Below are 17,366 nucleotides of genomic sequence, written 5' to 3'. Positions count from 1 at the left end.
CGAGCGGTGAGTGATCATTCACGCGCGCAGCGGCTCGCCGACGTCGTGCATGTGCCGCAGCGCGATCCGGTACGACTCCACCAGCCCGGTCTCCTGGTAGGTGACTCCGACGTCGGCGCAGTACTGCTCGACGATCGGCTTGGCCCGGCGCAGGTTCGGCGTCGGCATGCTCGGGAACAGGTGGTGCTCGATCTGGTAGTTCAGCCCGCCGAGCGCGACGTCCATCATCGGCCCGCCGCGGACGTTGCGCGAGGTCAGCACCTGCTTGCGCAGGTAGTCCAGCTCGTCCTCGGCCGTCAGCGTCGGCATGCCCTTGTGGTTCGGCGCGAACGTGCACCCGAGGTACACGCCGAAGACGGCCTGGTTGAGCAGCAGGAACACGATCGCCTTCGCCGGTGACAGCACCAGGAACAGCGCGCCCAGGTATCCCGCGAAGTGCACCAGCAGCAGCGCGAGCTCGAGGTGACGCCGTTTCGTCGCCGGATTCAACGTGGCGCGGACGCTCGAGACGTGCAGGTTGAACCCTTCCAGTGTCAGCAGCGGGAAGAACAGGAATGCCTGACGTCGGCCGAAGAACCGGGCCAGGCCGCCGGCGTTCTCGGCCTGGCGCTCGGACCACACCAGGATGTCGGGGGCGACGTCGGGGTCGAGCTCCTCGTGGTTCGGGTTGGCGTGGTGCCTGGTGTGCTTGTCCATCCACCAGCCATAGGACATGCCGATGCCGACGTTGCCGACGATCCGGCCCGCGATCTCGCTGGGCTTGCGCGTGCGGAACACCTGGCGGTGGGCCAGGTCGTGGGCGACCAGTGCCACCTGGGCGAACGCCACGCCGAGCACCACGGCGACGACGAGCGTCCACCAGGTGTCGCCGAGCACCGCGAGCGCGGCCCACGCGGCCGCGTAGGCCGCGGCGACGAGGGTGAAGCGCGCGACGTAGTAGCCGGGGCGACGGTCGAGCAGTCCCTCGGCGTTGATGCGCCTGGCCAGTGCGGCGAAATCACTTCCGCCGCGACGGCTCCGCGACCCGTCCAGCGTGGAGGCATCCTGTGCAGACATGCCGTCGAGTCTGAGTGCAAGCCGGCCGGAGCCGAAATCCGGCCACCCCCCGGGTCGCTGCTGGGGCTGGCACCACCTGCGTGGAGGACCTACTCCGGTCCGAGCGGTTCGAGGAGCTCGAGGCGGTTGCCGAACGGGTCGTGGACGTACGCGCGCCGGTGTCCGGGCAGCAGCGTGTCCGGCGCTGCCGGGACGCCGGCGGAACGCAACCGTGCGCACACCGCGTCCAGACCGTCCACGCCGGCGACGGTGAACGCCGGATGTGCCTTCTCGGCCGGCCGGAACGGCTCCTCGATGCCGACGTGCACTTCGGCCGTTCCGGATCGGAACCAGACGCCGCCGCGAGCGGCCAGCGCGGCGGGCTTGGCCACCTCGGTCATGCCGAGCAGGTCGCCGTAGAAGCCGCGAGCCGCCTGTTCGCCACCGGGCGGACAGGCCACCTGCACGTGATGCAGCCCGGCGATCATGCGCGGTTCCGGTGCGCGACGGCGAAGACCCGGCGGTACGGCAGCAGGGTGCCGTGAGGCCCGCGCGGGTACGCCGCGCGCAGCAGCCGGCGGTACTCCTCGACGAACTGGTCGGCCCCGTCGGCGGCGAGCGCGGCGAGCACCGGGCGCAACGCCGTGCCGCTCATCCACTCCAAGACGGCGTCCTCGCCCGCGAGCACCTGCAGGTACGTGGTCTCCCAGACGTCGGCCTCGAGGCCGAGACCGAGCAAGGCGTCGAGATACTCGGACGGCTGGTGCGCGGACGGCCAGGTGATGTCGAGCCGGCCGCTCCAGCGGGACGACGCGGCCAGCTCGCGCAGGAGGACGTGTGCGGGTTCGCCGAAGTTGCCCGGCACCTGGAACGCCAGCCAGCCGTCGGCGGCGAGGTGCCCGGCGAGGTCGGGCAGCAGGTCCAGGTGACCCGGGACCCACTGCAGGGTGGCGTTGCACACCAGCACGTCCACCGGCCGCTGTGGCGTGTAGGAGCGCAGGTCGGCATGGACGAACTCGACGGCCCCGTCGTCCGGCGTCGCGGCGATCATCTCCGCCGACGAGTCCACACCGACGACGTGCGCACCGGGCCACCGTGCGGCCAGCGCGGACGTCAGTGTTCCCGGACCGCAGCCGAGGTCGACGATCTCGGTTGTCTCGGTGGCGCCCACCCGGGCCGTCAGCTCGTGGAACGGCCGGTCACGGTGGTGGGCGAACTGCAGGTAGCGAACCGGGTCCCACATCGGCCAGCCCTCCGATATCTTGAAGACAAGATAAATGAGTATCAAGCGAGTCCTCTTGATGTCAAGATGCTTGCGCGAGGCCGTAGAGTCGTGCCATGGCGCAGGACGAGGTCGACCGGTTGATCCAGGCGTGGCAGCGCGAGCGGCCCGACCTCGACGTCACGCCCATGGCGGTACTGTCCCGCGTCAGCAGGCTCGCGCGACACCTCGACCGGGCACGACGAGCGGCCTTCGCCGAGCACGGCCTCGAACCGTGGGAGTTCGACGTTCTCGCGGCGTTGCGTCGCGCGGGGTCTCCGTACGAGCTCTCGCCCGGAGTCCTGCTCGCCCAGACCCTGGTCACCAGCGGCACCATGACCACTCGCGTCGACAAACTGACCGGGCGCGGGCTGGTCAGTCGCCGGCGCGACGCCGACGACCGGCGCGCCGTCCGAGTGAGCCTGACCGAGCTCGGCAAGACCTCCGTCGACGCCGCGCTCGAAGGGCTGCTGGCGCACGAACGCAGCCTGCTGGCCGACCTGGACGGTCCCGAACGGGAGCTTCTGTCCGGAATGCTGCGGACACTCGTCCGCCCGTTCGACGATGCGCCCGCCTGACCCGGGCCGGCGGTGGCTACGCTGAAGAGCGATCATGCGTTCCGTGTCGCGTCGCCGTCCAGGCTGCCGGAGCAGGGTTCTGCCGGTGGCCGCGTTGGCGTTCCTCGCCGCGGGCCCGGCCACGGTCACGGTGACGACCGCGGTGGCCACCGCGCCGGCCGTTCCACCACCCACGGTCACACGCACGCCGTCGCCGTCCGGCAGCCCCACCGTCCTGGAGCCCCCACCCGGCTCACCCGTCGACCACACTGTCGGCGGCGAAACACTGGCCACGGCCGGCGCGGTGCTGGCCGGCGACGGTACGGCTCCGGTGCCGACGGTCGACGCGCGAGCCTGGCTGGTGGCCGAGACCGACTCCGGTGACGTCCTGGGCGCGTACAGCCCGCACGCGCGCCGCGCGCCGGCCAGCACCATCAAGCTGCTCACCGCGCTGGCCACGGCCCCGGTCCTCGAGCCCGAGCAGCACTACACCGTCACCGCAGCCGACGCGGAGGTGCAGGGCAGCCGGGTCGGCCTCGTCCCCGCCCAGGAGTACACGGTCGACGAACTGCAGCACGGGCTCCTGCTCGCCTCCGGCAACGACGCGGCGCACGCCATCGCCGTGGCTGCCGGCGGCGTCGGCACCACCCTCGAGCTGATGAACGAGCAGGCGCAGCGGCTCGGCGCCTTCGACACGAACGCGCTGACGCCACACGGGCTCGACGTGCCCGGCCAGGTCACCTCGGCCTACGACCTCGCGCTCATCGGCCGGCACGTGCTGGAGCACGAGCGGCTCGCCGAACTGGCGCGCACCCGTAACTACGACTTCCCCGGGCGCGACGGCGCGACGTTCCAGATCCAGAACCAGAACCGGCTGCTCGGCAGTTACAAGGGCGCGGTGGGCCTGAAGACCGGCTACACGTCGCAGGCGGGACACACCTTCGTCGGCGCCGCGACCCGCGACGGGCGGACCCTGCTCGCCGTCGTCCTCGGAACCGGGGGACGTGCCGAGAACGCCGCGGCAGCGTTGCTGGACTGGGGCTTCGGCGCGTCCACGGCCGAACCCGTCGGCCGGCTGGTGAGCACCGAGGACGTCGCGGCGATGGTCGCCGACGCCGAGCAGGAGGGCGAGGATCCCGCCGGCAATCCGTTCGACGAGTACGGCGACGCGTTGAGCAGTCCCGGCGGGACGTCCGACGGCGTACCCAGCGTGGTCTGGTTCAGCCTCGCGGCGGCGGCCGCGTTCGGCGGCGCGGGTTTCGTCGTCCGGCGCCGCAACGCCCGCCGCGGCAGCGGCCGCTACGCCCCCCGCCGCTGACCGGAATGACCACGTTCACCATGGAATTCCATGCGTCACCACCCGTACAGCCCTCGTGATGCGTGCACAGTCCTGGTGATGGACGGTCAGTCGCCGGAACGCGGGCCGAAGACCGCCCGAGCGGTCCGGGCGGCGCGTCCCGCAAGCAGTGTCAGTCCCACGCCAGCGGCTCCAAGGACGGTTCCCGCGGCCATCCCGACGGCGCGGGCCTGCCGTGCGGTCGGCTCCAGGACCGGCCCGCGAGCCGCCGGACGCGGCCGGCCGCCCGCCTCTTCCCCGGCGCCCGCGGCACCCTCGGCACCTGCGCCACCCCCGGCGCCCATACCACCCTCGGCACCCGCACCACCCTCGGTGACCGCGCCAGCCGCCGGCGTCCCCGCACCGGCGCCCGCCCGGGCCCGTCTGCGGTCGGTGCCGGCACGCTCCGCGCTGGCGAGCCGTTCCGAGTGCATCCCCTTCGCCCGTTCCTCGGCCTCGAGTTCGTCGAGCGCGCTCTCGACGGTCAACGCCGCCAGCAGCATCAGCAGCCGGGTGACGAGGTAGATCCACGCCAGCATCGCCAGCGGCGTCGCGAACGCGGCGTAGGCGCTGTTGGACGCGGGCCCGACCACGTACTCCACCAGGAACGTCTTGAGCACCTCGAAGGCGAACGCGCCCAGCAGAGCCGTCAGCAGCAGGTTGCGCGCCGGCACGATGATCCGCGGCAACCCGGCCAGCAGATACGAGAAGAGCAGCGTGTTGACCCCGATGGACAGCACCCAGCTGATCGCCTCGAGGGTTCCGGCCTCGCCGAGACCCTCGATCCCGAACCAGTCGACCAGGTCGCGGGCCATCCGGCGCAGGATGACGCTCGTGCCCCACGACAGTGTCAGCAGTACGCCGAGCCCGCCCAGGGCGAGCAGGTCGAACGTCTTCCGGACGACGATGTTGCCCGGCTTGTCCTCGATGAGCCACATCGACCGGACGGCGGCCCGGATGGAGTCCACCCAGCGCATCCCGGTGTAGAGCAGACCGACACCGCTGATGAGACCCAACGTGCCGGAGTTGCGGTGGAAGCTCGACACGTCGATGCCGGACTCGGACTCGCTGCCGAACCCGGGGAGATTCTCGTTGACGAGGTCCTGCACCGTCTCGATGCCCGCCTGGCCCGCGACCGCACTGGCCGCCGACGCCGCGAGCAGCACCAGCGGGAACAGCGACACGAAACCGTAGAAGCTCGCCGCGCCGGCCAGCCGGTCGCCGCGCAGGTCGCCGTAGCGCTGCCAGCTGCGCACCGGCAGCGTCGGCTCGAGCCGCTCCCAGATGCGTCGCAGCCGCTGCCACACCCGTTGCAGCCGCTGCCACCAGCGACGGAACCAGGTGATCACACCCGGGTGCCCTTCCCGGTGAGCTCGAAATCGCGCTCACGCCGCCAGAAACCGTCGGCTCCGTGCTCGTAGAGACTGAACGCGGACACGTCGAACCCGGCGTCGTAGCCGGCGAGCGTGTCGAACGCGTTGTCCATGGCCTCCTCGGAGACGTGATGGGCCACGGTCACGTGCGGGTGGTACGGGAACGACAGCTCGACGTCGAGCGGCCCGGTCCTGATGGCCTGCGACAGCCGCTCGCACCCCGAGATGCCCTGCGCGAGCGCCACGAACACGACCGGCGAGACGGGCAGGAACGTCGCCGTACCCCGCAGGTGGACACGGAACGGCGCGAACCGCGAGGCGATCTCCTTGAGGTGGGTGTGCACGATCGACCGGTCCGCGTCGTCGATCTCCGTCGGCGGGAGCAGCGTGATGTGCGCGGGGATCGCGTCGGCCAGCGGATCGCCAAAGGCGCGCCGCCAGTCCTGTAACTCCGACCCGTACGGCTCCGGGATCGGCACGGCCACGCCGATGGTCCGGCCGTGGGCTGTGGGAGTCGTCACGACGTCACCGGGCGGTCAGGAACCCGACGCGTCGGTACACCGTCTCGAGGGTCGGACCGGCGACGTCGCGTGCCTTCGCCGCGCCTCGGGCCAGCACCGAGTCGAGTTCGGCCGGGTCGTCCAGCAACTCGTGCACCCGCCGCTGGAACGGCACGACGATGTCGAGGACAGCAGCGGCGACCTCCTTCTTCAGGTCCCCGTAGCCGCGCCCGGCGAAGTCCTGTTCGATCCGCTCGACGGGCCGGTCGCCGAACGCGGACAGAATGGTGATCAGGTTGGTGACGCCCGGTTTGTTCTCGGCGTCGACGACGACCTCGCGTCCGGTGTCGGTGACCGCGCTCTTGATCCGCTTCTCGATGGTCTTCGGGGACTCCAGCAGCTCGATCAGCCCGGACCCGGCGACGCTCTTGCTCATCTTCGCCGTGGGGTCCTGCAGGTCGTAGATCTTCGCCGTCGCTTCGGGGATGTACGGCTCGGGCAGCACGAACGTGTCACCGAACCGGGAGTTGAACCGTCCGGCCAGGTTGCGGGTCAGCTCGATGTGCTGGCGCTGGTCCTCGCCGACGGGGACGCGGTCGGTGTTGTAGAGCAGGATGTCGGCGGCCTGCAGCACCGGATAGGTGAACAACCCGACGGTGGTGCTCTCGGTTCCGGAGCGCGCGGACTTGTCCTTGAACTGGGTCATCCGGCCGGCCTCGCCGAACCCGGTGATGCAGCTGAGCACCCAGGCGAGCTGGGTGTGTTCGGGGACGTGGCTCTGCACGAACAACGTGCTGCGGTCCGGGTCGATGCCACCGGCGAGGTACTGCGCGGCCGTCACCCGGGTGCGATGCAGCATCTGCTCGGGGTCATGACCAGCGGTGATGGCGTGCAGGTCGACCACGCAGTAGACCGCGTCGTGGTCGTCCTGCAACCTCGCCCACTCCCGCAGCGCCCCCAGGTAGTTGCCGAGGTGCAACGACGCGTTGGTCGGTTGCATGCCGGAGAACACGCGGGGGCGTTGTGGCGTCATGGCGCCCATTCTGACAGCCTTCCTTCCGGCGCGCGCGCCGAGATCATCCCGAACACCGTGAACACAGCCGGAACCGGATCCGCAACCGGCTCAGCCACCCGGTTCCGCCGGCAGCACCCGCACGCGCGCCGCGCGCCTGCCTTCGACCGCCAGGACCTCGATCCGGATCCCGCCGTGGTCGACCGTGTCGCCGACGACCGGCAGCCGTCCCAGCCGCGCCACGACGTACCCGGCGGCGGTCTCGTACGGTCCCTCCGGCAGCCGGACACCGGTCTGGTCGGCGAAGTCGTCGATGTTGGTGAGACCGTCCAGGTCGACGACGCCGTCGATGACCGCCGAGGCGTCCTGCTCGTCGGTGTCGTACTCGTCCTTGATGTCGCCGACCAGCTCTTCGACCAGGTCCTCCAGCGTGACGATGCCGGCGGTCCCGCCGTACTCGTCGACGACGACGGCGAGGTGCGAGCCCTCGCGGCGCATCTCCGTCATCGCCGGCAGCACCCGCTTCGTCCCGGGCAGCACCAGAACGTCGCGCGCCAGATCGCCGACCCGGATGCTGCGGCGGGACATCTCCGGCTCGAACAGGTCGCGGACGTGCACGAACCCGACCACGTCGTCGGCCGATGCCCCGACCACCGGATAGCGCGAGTGCGGCATGCTCGACGCCCGGTTGACGGCCTTGAACACCGGCAGGTCGGCCTCGAGGAAGTCGACCTCGGTACGCGGCCGCATCACCTCGCGCACCTGCCGGTCGCCGACGGAGAACACGTCCTCGACGATGCGGCGCTCCTCCTCACCCAGGCTCTCGTGCCCGGAGACCAGCTGGCGCAGCTCGTCCTCGCTCATCTCCTCACGCTGCGCCGACGGGTCGCCGCCCAGCAGCCGGACGACGACGTCCGTGGACTTCGACAGCAGCCAGATCACCGGGCGCATGAGCGTCGCGAACCGGTCGAGCGGCGGCGCCACCAGCAGTGAGACACCGGCCGCGCGCTGCAGGGCGAGTCTCTTCGGCACCAGCTCGCCGAGCACCAGGGACAGGTAGGCGATGAACAGCGTCATCCCGATGAACGCGACCGTCGACGCGGCGCCCTCGGGCAGACCCCAGTCCTCCAGCACCGGCGCGAGATCGGGCGCCAGCGTCGACGCCCCGTACGCGGCGGAGAAGAACCCGGCGACGGTGACCCCGATCTGCACCGCGGAGAGGAACCGGTTGGGGTTGTGCGCCAGCCGCGCCACGCGCTCTCCGCGCCTGCCCTTGTGCCCGAGCTGGCCGAGCTGGCTCTCGCGCAGCGACACGAGGGCGATCTCGGTCGCGGCGAACAGACCGCCGATCAGGATGAACAGCAGCACCAGCCCGACGTTGAGCAGGGTCCCCTGGTTCACGGCTGCCGCCCCGGCGTATCACAAGGGTCGGCGCTGGTATCACCCATTGGGGCATCCTAGAGTGCGCCCGGGAGGGTAGGCACGGCCCGGTCCGGGACCGGCTCCCGACCCGGTACCTCCACCCGACTCCCTACCCGGCTCTCCGGCGACGACACTCCCGAGGACGGTACGAGATGACTGACGCCCCACGCGCGGGACAGCCCGCCGGCGCGGACGACCTGGTCGACGTGGCCCGGCTGGTCACCGCCTACTACACCGCCCGTCCCGACCCCGCCGACCCGGCGCAGCGCGTCGCCTTCGGCACGTCCGGGCACCGGGGCTCGTCGTTCGACGCCGCGTTCAACGACGCGCACATCGCCGCGACCGCGCAGGCGATCTGCGACCACCGTGCCGCGCACGGCATCGACGGGCCGCTGTTCCTGGGCCGCGACACGCACGCGCTGTCCGAGCCGGCGTGGGCCACCGCGGTCGAGGTCTTCGCGGCCAACGACGTGACGCTGCTGATCGACAGCCGTGACCGGTACACACCGACCCCGGCGCTGTCGCACGCGATCCTGCGACACAACACCGACGCCCGACGCACGACCACTCGTCATGCCGACGGCGTCGTCGTCACCCCGTCGCACAACCCGCCCTCGGACGGCGGGTTCAAGTACAACCCGCCCGACGGCGGCCCGGCGGGCTCGGACATCACCGGCGCGATCCAGGACGCGGCCAACCGGTACCTGGAGTCCGGTCTCGACGGGGTGCGCCGGATGCCACTCGCGCGCGCCCGCTCGGCCGGCACCACCGCGGCGTACGACTTCCTCGGCACGTACGTCGACGACCTGCCGTCGGTGGTCGACGTGGACGCGATCCGCGGCGCCGGCGTGCGCATCGGCGCCGATCCGCTGGGCGGCGCTTCGGTGGACTACTGGGCCGCGGTGGCCGAACGGCACCGGCTGGATCTGACGGTGGTCAACCCGCTGGTCGACCCGACCTGGCGGTTCATGACGCTGGACTGGGACGGCAGGATCCGGATGGACTGCTCGTCACCGTCGGCGATGGCCTCGCTGATCGAGACCATGCGCGGCGACACGCGCGCTTCCTACGACGTCGCCACCGGCAACGACGCGGACGCCGACCGGCACGGCATCGTCACGCCGGACGCGGGCCTGATGAACCCGAACCACTACCTCGCCGCGGCCATCGCGTACCTGTTCGAGCACCGCCCGGACTGGCCCGGCGACGCGGCTGTCGGGAAGACGCTGGTCAGCTCGTCGATGATCGATCGTGTCGCGGCGTCTCTCGGCCGCGGACTGGTGGAGGTCCCGGTGGGCTTCAAGTGGTTCGTGCCGGGCCTGCTGGACGGGTCGGTGGGCTTCGGCGGCGAGGAGTCGGCGGGTGCGTCGTTCCTGCGCCGCGACGGCCGGGTGTGGACGACCGACAAGGACGGCATCGTCGCCTGCCTGCTGGCGGCGGAGATGACGGCGACGACGGGCCGCTCGCCGAGCGAGCACTACCGGGAGCTGACCGCCCGGTTCGGCGACCCGGCGTACGCCCGTGTCGACGCGCCGGCGACGCGGGAGCAGAAGGCGGTGCTGGCTCGGCTGTCCCCCGAGCAGGTCGATGCCACCGAGCTCGCAGGTGAACCGATCACGGCGACGCTGACACGGGCGCCGGGCAACGATGCGCCGCTGGGCGGGCTGAAGGTCGTCACCGACTCCGGGTGGTTCGCGGCACGTCCGTCGGGGACCGAGGACGTCTACAAGATCTACGCCGAGAGCTTCCGCGGGGCGGATCACCTGGCCCGGATCCAGGACGGTGCCCGCGCCGTCGTCGACGCCGCCCTGTCGGCCGGCTGACGGTCAGGTGGTCTCGCGGACGACGAGGCGGTGCTCGGCGACGATGTCGCGGTACGGGTCGCTCACCGACGCGGGGCCGAGCCGCTTGGCCAGGCAGTCCAGCGCACGTTCGGCGATCTGCTCCTTGGCCGGGGCCACGGTGGTCAGCGCCGGCGTGGAATACCGGCCGTCCTCGATGTCGTCGAAGCCGCAGATCGCGAGGTCGTCCGGGACGCGCAGGCCACGCTCGTAGGCCACCCGGAGCGCGCCGAGCGCCAGCTGGTCGTTGACGCAGAACACCGCGTCCGGCGGGTCGTGGTCGAGCAGCGCCCGCATCGCCGTGGCGCCGTCGGCGCGGTGCAGCGCCTCGACCGGCATCTCGAGGTGCGGCGTGGGGGTCATGCCGGCGGCGCGCAGCGCCGCGCGGTATCCGGTGAGGCGCTCGGCGGCGGTGTTGTTGGGCAGGTTCGGCTGCGCGCCGATCAGCGCGATCCGCCGGCGGCCGGACCCGACCAGGTGCTCGACGGCCTCGCGCGACGCGCTGACGTTGTCCACGGCGACCCGGTCCATCAGGCCCCCGGGCTCGCGCTCGCCGAGCAGCACCAGCGGGACGGCGTCGACGCGCCCCCGCAGCTCGGCCGGCGACAGCGCCCACGGCGAGAAGATCAGCCCGTCGACGAGCTGCAGCCGCATCCCGTCGAGCATCCGCCGCTCGCGTTCGGCGTCGCCGTCGGTCTGGTCCGCCAGCACCACCCAGCCGCGCGTTTCGGCGGCGCGCACCGTCAGCGCGGCGAGCTCGCCGAAGTACGGCGAGTCGAGCTCGGGCACGACCAGGCCGATCAGCCCGGATCGGCCCTGCCGTAGCGACCGTGCGGCCGCGTTGGGCCGGTATCCCATCTCGTCCAGGACCGTGCGGACCCGCTCGCGGGTGTCCGCCGCCACGTACGGGAAGTCGTTGACGACGTTGGACACCGTCCGCGGCGACACGCCGGCACGCGCGGCGACGTCCTTGAGGCTGGGCCGCGCCTGCCCTCGGCTCCGGTTCACCCGCTCATCGTCGCAGACGCCGGCAGGCTCTTCCATCCGTGGGTTGCAACGTGGCATGCTACGTTGCAAATCGACCGCACCCGTGGAGGGGAGAACCACCATGAGCCAACCGACGACGGCGGCCGGGAACCGGCCCGAGCACCTGTTCGGCCAACCGTCCGAGGAGGTCACCGAGCTCGTGGGCGACCTGTACCGCGACGGCATCGTCGCCTGCCGCGGAGCCTTCGACCGCGAGTGGGTGCGTGAGCTCGGCGAGGACGTCGAGGCCGCGTTCCAGGACGCGCTGGCGCGGCCCGGCGGCGCTGTCGGGCGCGGGCCACGGCGCCACTACGTCGAGATCCATCCGGAGCAGCTGCGCGGGTTCGCGGATCTCGTGTCACATCCGTGGGTCACGTCGCTGTGCGCGGCCGTGCTCGGCCCGGACTACCAGATCGTCGAGGTGGGCTTCGACGTCCCGCTCGCCGGGGCGGTCAACCAGCCCTGGCACCGCGACTTCCCGATGCCGGAGGAGACCAGGCAGACGGGGAAGCTGACGTCATTGGCGTTCAACGTCACCACGGTCGACACGTCGGAGGACATGGGCCCGTTCGAGATCGCGCCGGGCACGCAGTGGGACGACAGCGCGGAGTTCGGCCACGACATGTTCCCGCCGCGGCCGCACTACCCGCGTTACGAGTCACTGGGCGTGCGCAAGTACCCGCAGATGGGTGACATCTCGGCGCGCTCGGCGCTGACCATTCACCGCGGCACCAAGAACCACTCGCAGAAGTCGCGTCCGGTCCTGGTGCTCGGCGTCGACGCTCCCGGCGCCGGCAACGCCGAGCACCACGACCTCGCCGTCACCAAGGGCTACTGGGCGACCCTGCCGCAGGAGGTCCGCGACCACCTGTCCTGCCCCGTCGTGGACGAGCTCACCCCCATCGTGCAGAAGCACACGATCGAGGGCCTGATGATGGGCGACGCCTGACGGCTCCCCCGCCCCGATCGGACGCTCTCATGATCATCGGCACTTTCCGGCCACATAGCCCGGAAAGTGCCGATGATCATGAGAAGAAGCGGCGGCGTCAACCTCTCCGGGATCGGGCCAGGTAGCTCTGGATGCTCACCACCATGAGCAGGATCGTGCCGCTGACCACCGCCTGCCAGTTCGAGTTCAGCGAACCGACCTGGTTGATGACGTTCTTGATCACCTGTAGCAGCAGCGCGCCCACGAGGGTCCCGAGGATCGTCCCCGCGCCGCCGGTCAGCAGCGTTCCTCCGAGCACGACCGCCGAGATCACCTCGAGCTCCATGCCCACGCCCAGCACCGTCACGCCGGACGAGGTGTACGACGCGATCAGCGCGCCGCCGAGCCCGGCCAGCAGCCCGTTGACCAGGTAGGTGATCACCTTGGTGCGCACGACCGGCAGGCCCATCAGCTCGGCCGCGTCCTCCTGGCCGCCGATGGCCAGCACGGTCGTCCCGTAGGACGTGCGGTGCAGCACCAGCGCACCGATCGCGAACAGGACGACCAGCAGCCACACCGAATAGCCGACTCCGAGCAGCTCACCTTGCGCGAGCTGCAGGAACGCCGAGCCCTCGGGCACCTTGTACGTCGTCGTGCCCTCGTCGGTGATGAAAAGGAGCAGGCCACGGGCGAACAACAGCCCGGCGAGCGTCACGATGAACGGGGCGAGCCCGCCCTTGGCGATGATCAGTCCCTGCACCAGGCCGATGAACCCGCAGACGGCCAGCGGCACCAGCAACGCCGGCACGAACCCGTACTGCGACGCCCAGGCCGCGAGGACGCCGCCGAGCGCGAACACCGAGCCGACCGAGAGGTCGATACCGCCGCCGAGGATGACGAACGTCATGCCCAGCGCCACGACCGCCATGAAGGACGCCTGCACCGCGATGCTGCTCAGGTTCGCCCCGGTCGCGAACGACGGGAAGACGACGGAGGCGACCGCGCAGAGCACGATCAGCAGGACGAGCGCACCCTGCCGCTGCGCGAGCTCGGCGATGCGCATCCCCAGGCCCAGCCGGACCGAACCCGGCTGCGGGCCCGGTCCCGGCGATCCGGCCGAGGCACCCTTCGCAGGGTCCCGGTCCGGCGCCGCGCCCGCTCGCTCCATGGTCGGCCCGCTCATCTGCGTCCCCTCCGTCCCAACTGCAGGTACACCGCGCCGACGACGATGACGGCCTGCGCCATCTGCGCGACGGAATCCGGAATGTCGTGGGCGATCATGGTCGCGGTGATCAGCTGCAACAGCAGCGCACCGGCCACCGTCCCGGCGACGCGGATCTGACCGCCGGTGAGCGGCGTACCTCCGATCACCACCGCCGTGATCGCGCTCAGCTCCATCAGCAGCCCGAGCCTGGTCGGGTCGCTGGCCTGCGAGCGGGCGGTCAGCAGGACACCGGCGACCGCTGCGAGCAGCGCGCACACGACGTACGCGGTCAGCAGCACGCGGCCCACCGGAAGCCCGGCCAGCACCGAGGCACGGGCGTTACCGCCGATGGCCACGATCTGGCGGCCCAGCGTGGTCCGCGCGACCAGGAACCACACGAGCACCGTCACCACGATCGCCACCAGCACGACGTACGGCACGCCGAGCACGCTGCCGGTGCCCAGGGCTCTCATGCCCGGGTCGCGGATGCTCTTGATCTCGCCGCCGAGCAGATTGGCGAGGCCGCGGCCGGCGACCATCAATCCCAGGGTGGCCACGATCGGCTGCACCCCGATCCGGGCGACCAGGCTGCCGGCGACCGCCCCGCTCAGCGCACCGGCCAGCAGGGCGACGAGTATCGCCAGCGCGGCCCCGTAGCCGATGTACAGCGGGATGACGGCGGCGGCGAGCGCCATGACCGCGCCCACCGACAGGTCGATACCCTTGGTGGCGATCACGACGGCCATCCCCAGCGCCACGATCAGCACCGGGACGACCTGGATCAGCTGCAGCCGTAACGTCGCCACGTTGACGAAGTTCGGCGTGATCACGATGTTCACCATGATCAGCGCCGCCAGGGCGACGTAGACGCCGTTGCGCCGGATCCATTGGATGTCGAAGCGGCGCCACGATCGCCGGCCGTCCGCGCCGTCCGCGGCGGTCACGTCGGCGGCGCCGTCCGCATGCTCACGCACCGGTGCTCGGTGATCAGCCACGTCCGTCCTCCTCTTCCTTCGCGGCCGTCCGCACGGCAGCGGTCGGCTGCCCGGTGCCGGCGGAGGGCCCGGAGCCGTCCGCCGGTTGCCCGGCACCGTCGGTCGGTTGCCCGTCGTCGCCAGCCGGTTGCCCGTCGTCGGCCGGATCCGCGCTCTCACCCGCGAGCGCCGTCAGCAGCCGCGAATGGCTGAGCTCCGATCCGGACAGCTCCGCCTCGACCCGGCCCGCGTGCAGCACCACCACCCGGTCCGCGCCCTCGACGAGCTCCTCCATCTCGCTCGAGATCAGCACGACGGCGAGACCGTGCCCGGCCAGCTCGTCAATGAGCGCCTGAACCTCCTGCTTGGCCCCGACGTCGATGCCGCGGGTGGGCTCGTCCAGCAGGAACACCGTGGGTTCGGTGCACAGCCAGCGCGCGATCAGCACCTTCTGCTGGTTGCCGCCGGACAGCTCACGCACCTTCTGTCCGGTGTCGGCGGCCTTGATCTTCAGCCGGGTCATGAACGTCTCGACGAGCGCGTCGATCCGGGACTCCACCACGATGCCGCCGCGGGCCATCCTGGGCAGCACCGCCAGCGCGATGTTGTCGCGCACCGACAGGTCCGGGATGATCCCCTCCGCCTTGCGGTCCTCGGACAGCAGCGCGACCCCTGCCTTCAACGCGTGCCGCACCGAGCCGGCACGCAGGTTGCGCCCGGCCACGGAGACGCGCCCGGACTCCACCGGGAGGTCACCGTAGATCGCCTTGACGGTCTCGCTGCGCCCGGACCCCAGCAGTCCGCCGAGACCCACGACCTCACCCGGCCGGACCTGTAAGGCGACGTCACTCAGCCGGCTGCGCACGGCGATTCCGGACGCGTCCAGCACGGGCGCGTCGCCGTGGCGGTGCTTGCCCGCGAACTCGGTCACGCCCTGCGCGCCCACCTCCGAGGCGTCCTTGCCCAGCATGTGCGACACGAGCGTCACCCGGTCCAGCTCGGCCATCGGCCCGGTGTGCACGTGGTGCCCGTCGCGCAGCACGGTGACGCGGTCGCACAGCTGCCACAGCTCGTCCAGGCGGTGCGACACGAACACCAGCGCGGTGCCGGAGCGGCGCAGGTTCCGCGCCACCCCGAACAGCGTCTCCACCTCGGCCGGCTCGAGCGACGAGGTCGGCTCGTCCATGATCACCACGCGGCTCTCCACCGAGACGGCGCGGGCGAGCGCCACCATCTGCTGCGCGCCCAGCCCGAGGCGGCCGAGTTCGCCGGTGACGTCGACGTCGATGCCGAGGTCACCGACGAGCTGTGCGGCGCGCCGGTTCATGGCGCCGACGTCGACGGTGCCCCACCGGGTGCGCGGCTCCCGCCCGAGGTAGATGTTGCGGGCCACGGACAGCAGCGGGACGAGGTTGACCTCCTGGTAGATGGTGGAGATCCCGGCACGCTGCGCGTCCGCGGGCCGGGCGAAGCGCACCGGTTCGCCGCCGTAGCGGAACTCTCCGCCGTCCGGCGCGTACACGCCGGTGAGCACCTTGATCAGGGTGGACTTCCCGGCGCCGTTCTCACCGACGAGCGCGTGGATCTCGCCGGGCAGCAGGGTCAGGTCGACACCGCGCAGCGCCTGCACGCCCCCGAAGGACTTCGTGGCGCCGCGCACCTGCACCAGCGGCGCCGCGCCCGGCGGTCGCAGCGTGCCCGGGCCACTCACGTCGTCGTCGGCCACCGTCGTCTCCTCCGTCATCGCATCCACCCCCGATCCGTGGCTCAGAACGCCTTGCTCAGGTCCGCTTCGGCGTTGCTGCTGTCGTACATGCCGTCCTCGATGACGATGTCCTCGCGGATCGACTCGCCGTCGATGAACCGCTGCAGCGTCTGGAAGGCCAGCGGCCCGAACCGCGGGTTCGACTCGATGACGACGTTGTAGCGGCCGTCGACGATCGCCTGGACGGCGTTGCGGGTGCCGTCGATCGACACGATCTTCACGTCCTGACCGGGCGCCCGGCCGGCGGCGGAGATGGCGGTCATCGCGCCGAGGCCCATCTCGTCGTTGTGCGCGTAGATGGCGTCGATCTCCGGGTTGGACTGCAGCAGCTGCTCGGTGACGGCCTGTCCCTCGTCCCGGGCGAAGTTGGCGGTCTGTTCCGCGACGATCTTCAGGCCCGGGTACTCGGCTTCGGCATGCTCGACGAACCCGGCGTTGCGCTCCTCGGTGACGTTGTTGCCCGACGAGCCGCGCAGAATCGCCACGTTCGCCTCGCCGCCGGTCACCTCGTTCATCGCGTCCGCTGCGCGGGTGCCCTGCTGGTAGAAGTCCGAGCCGAGGAACGAGATGTAGTCGGTGCAGTGCTCGTTGGTGACCTTGCGGTCGATCGTCAGCACCGGGACGCCTTTCTCGCGTGCGGCGTCCAGCGCGGGGTCGAGCCCGTCGGAGTTCACCGGCGCGACGACGAGGTAGTCGACGCCCTGGTTGAGCATGTCCTGGATGTCGGAGATCTGCTTGGGCAGCTCGCCGTTGGCGTTGGTGACGATCAGCTCGGCGACACCGATGTTCTTGGCCTCGTCCTTGATCGACTTGGTCTCGGCTGCCCGGAACGCCGCCGTGTCCGGCTCGGACTGGGAGAACCCGACGGTGGCCTCCGCGAGCGGCACCCCTTCGACGTTGCCGTTGCCGTAGCTGTCGATGGTGCAGCCCGTGCCCGTCGGCTCCTCCGTCGGTTCGCGGACGACCTGCGCGTCACCTTCGCCGGCGGCCGCGGTGGTGTCGGAGCCGGAGCCGTCCTCCCCGCCGGTGTTGGTGCAGGCGGCGAAGGCGAGTGCGCCGGCCGCCGTCAGGCTCAGCAGCCGGACGGTCCGGCGCGATCTGGTGTTACCCGACATTTCCTGTCTCCTTCACT

At 71.2% G+C, this 17,366-nt stretch carries 16 protein-coding genes; 4 read left to right on the top strand and 12 right to left on the bottom strand.

Annotated features, from left to right (window positions below; all coding sequences use genetic code 11):
- Nucleotides 1-18: 18 nt before the first annotated feature.
- The 3 genes from CLV30_RS09200 to CLV30_RS09190 form a co-directional block, all read right to left on the bottom strand.
- Nucleotides 19-1,056, bottom strand: coding sequence for a fatty acid desaturase family protein (locus tag CLV30_RS09200; RefSeq protein ID WP_106536902.1), 1,038 nt, complete (start codon nt 1,054-1,056; stop codon nt 19-21).
- An 89-nt stretch (nt 1,057-1,145) separates the two neighbouring features.
- A complete protein-coding gene (locus CLV30_RS09195; protein ID WP_106536901.1) occupies nt 1,146-1,523 on the bottom strand; it encodes a VOC family protein in 378 nt (125 codons plus the stop codon).
- Nucleotides 1,520-2,278: a trans-aconitate 2-methyltransferase gene (locus tag CLV30_RS09190; protein WP_106536900.1), complete on the bottom strand. Its 759-nt coding sequence runs from the start codon at nt 2,276-2,278 to the stop codon at nt 1,520-1,522. Before CLV30_RS09190 ends, CLV30_RS09195 begins: the two co-directional genes overlap by 4 nt.
- A 95-nt stretch (nt 2,279-2,373) precedes the next feature.
- Here CLV30_RS09190 and CLV30_RS09185 point away from each other — a divergent pair, with 95 nt between their 5' ends.
- On the top strand, nt 2,374-2,874 hold the full coding sequence (locus tag CLV30_RS09185) for a MarR family winged helix-turn-helix transcriptional regulator (protein WP_106536899.1): 501 nt from the start codon (nt 2,374-2,376) through the stop codon (nt 2,872-2,874).
- Nucleotides 2,875-2,959: 85 nt separating this feature from the next.
- Nucleotides 2,960-4,171, top strand: a complete 1,212-nt coding sequence (locus CLV30_RS09180) for a D-alanyl-D-alanine carboxypeptidase family protein (protein WP_165358606.1) — start codon at nt 2,960-2,962, stop codon at nt 4,169-4,171.
- Nucleotides 4,172-4,257: 86 nt separating this feature from the next.
- On the opposite strand, the gene CLV30_RS09175 is transcribed toward CLV30_RS09180, so the two are convergent.
- The 4 genes from CLV30_RS09175 to CLV30_RS09160 all read right to left on the bottom strand — a co-directional run bounded on the left by CLV30_RS09175 (nt 4,258) and on the right by CLV30_RS09160 (nt 8,475).
- Nucleotides 4,258-5,538: a YihY/virulence factor BrkB family protein gene (locus CLV30_RS09175; RefSeq protein WP_106536897.1), complete on the bottom strand. Its 1,281-nt coding sequence runs from the start codon at nt 5,536-5,538 to the stop codon at nt 4,258-4,260.
- Nucleotides 5,535-6,083, bottom strand: coding sequence for a 2'-5' RNA ligase family protein (locus CLV30_RS09170; RefSeq protein WP_106536896.1), 549 nt, complete (start codon nt 6,081-6,083; stop codon nt 5,535-5,537). Before CLV30_RS09170 ends, CLV30_RS09175 begins: the two co-directional genes overlap by 4 nt.
- A 4-nt stretch (nt 6,084-6,087) precedes the next feature.
- On the bottom strand, nt 6,088-7,095 hold the full coding sequence (gene trpS, locus CLV30_RS09165) for a tryptophan--tRNA ligase (RefSeq protein WP_106537027.1): 1,008 nt from the start codon (nt 7,093-7,095) through the stop codon (nt 6,088-6,090).
- A gap of 90 nt (nt 7,096-7,185) precedes the next feature.
- Nucleotides 7,186-8,475, bottom strand: a complete 1,290-nt coding sequence (locus CLV30_RS09160) for a hemolysin family protein (RefSeq protein ID WP_106536895.1) — start codon at nt 8,473-8,475, stop codon at nt 7,186-7,188.
- A gap of 173 nt (nt 8,476-8,648) precedes the next feature.
- On the opposite strand from CLV30_RS09160, the gene pgm reads away from it, so the two are divergent.
- The gene (pgm, locus tag CLV30_RS09155) at nt 8,649-10,319 is read left to right on the top strand and encodes a phosphoglucomutase (alpha-D-glucose-1,6-bisphosphate-dependent) (RefSeq protein ID WP_106536894.1); all 1,671 of its coding nucleotides are present in this window, start codon (nt 8,649-8,651) and stop codon (nt 10,317-10,319) included.
- A gap of 3 nt (nt 10,320-10,322) precedes the next feature.
- On the opposite strand, the gene CLV30_RS09150 is transcribed toward pgm, so the two are convergent.
- Complete coding sequence (locus CLV30_RS09150) at nt 10,323-11,345, bottom strand: LacI family DNA-binding transcriptional regulator (protein ID WP_205740811.1); 1,023 nt, start codon at nt 11,343-11,345, stop codon at nt 10,323-10,325.
- A gap of 100 nt (nt 11,346-11,445) precedes the next feature.
- Between CLV30_RS09150 and CLV30_RS09145 the strand changes: the two genes are divergently transcribed.
- Complete coding sequence (locus CLV30_RS09145; protein ID WP_106536892.1) at nt 11,446-12,312, top strand: phytanoyl-CoA dioxygenase family protein; 867 nt, start codon at nt 11,446-11,448, stop codon at nt 12,310-12,312.
- A gap of 97 nt (nt 12,313-12,409) precedes the next feature.
- Here the strand turns inward: CLV30_RS09145 and CLV30_RS09140 are convergent, their stop codons facing one another.
- The 4 genes from CLV30_RS09140 to CLV30_RS09125 are packed head-to-tail and all read right to left on the bottom strand — an operon-like array spanning nt 12,410 to nt 17,349.
- Complete coding sequence (locus CLV30_RS09140; RefSeq protein ID WP_240723300.1) at nt 12,410-13,474, bottom strand: ABC transporter permease; 1,065 nt, start codon at nt 13,472-13,474, stop codon at nt 12,410-12,412.
- Nucleotides 13,471-14,439, bottom strand: a complete 969-nt coding sequence (locus tag CLV30_RS09135; RefSeq protein WP_420841996.1) for an ABC transporter permease — start codon at nt 14,437-14,439, stop codon at nt 13,471-13,473. Before CLV30_RS09135 ends, CLV30_RS09140 begins: the two co-directional genes overlap by 4 nt.
- Nucleotides 14,440-14,482: 43 nt before the next feature.
- Nucleotides 14,483-16,213, bottom strand: a complete 1,731-nt coding sequence (locus CLV30_RS09130) for a sugar ABC transporter ATP-binding protein (protein ID WP_205740813.1) — start codon at nt 16,211-16,213, stop codon at nt 14,483-14,485.
- Between the two features lie 23 nt (nt 16,214-16,236).
- Complete coding sequence (locus CLV30_RS09125; RefSeq protein WP_106536890.1) at nt 16,237-17,349, bottom strand: ABC transporter substrate-binding protein; 1,113 nt, start codon at nt 17,347-17,349, stop codon at nt 16,237-16,239.
- Between the last annotated feature and the right edge of the window lie 17 nt (nt 17,350-17,366).

It is taken from the genome of Haloactinopolyspora alba (assembly GCF_003014555.1).
Taxonomy (GTDB): Bacteria; Actinomycetota; Actinomycetes; order Jiangellales; family Jiangellaceae; genus Haloactinopolyspora; species Haloactinopolyspora alba.
Note: the sequence above shows the minus strand (reverse complement) of the source record. Positions and strands in the feature narration are given on the sequence as shown.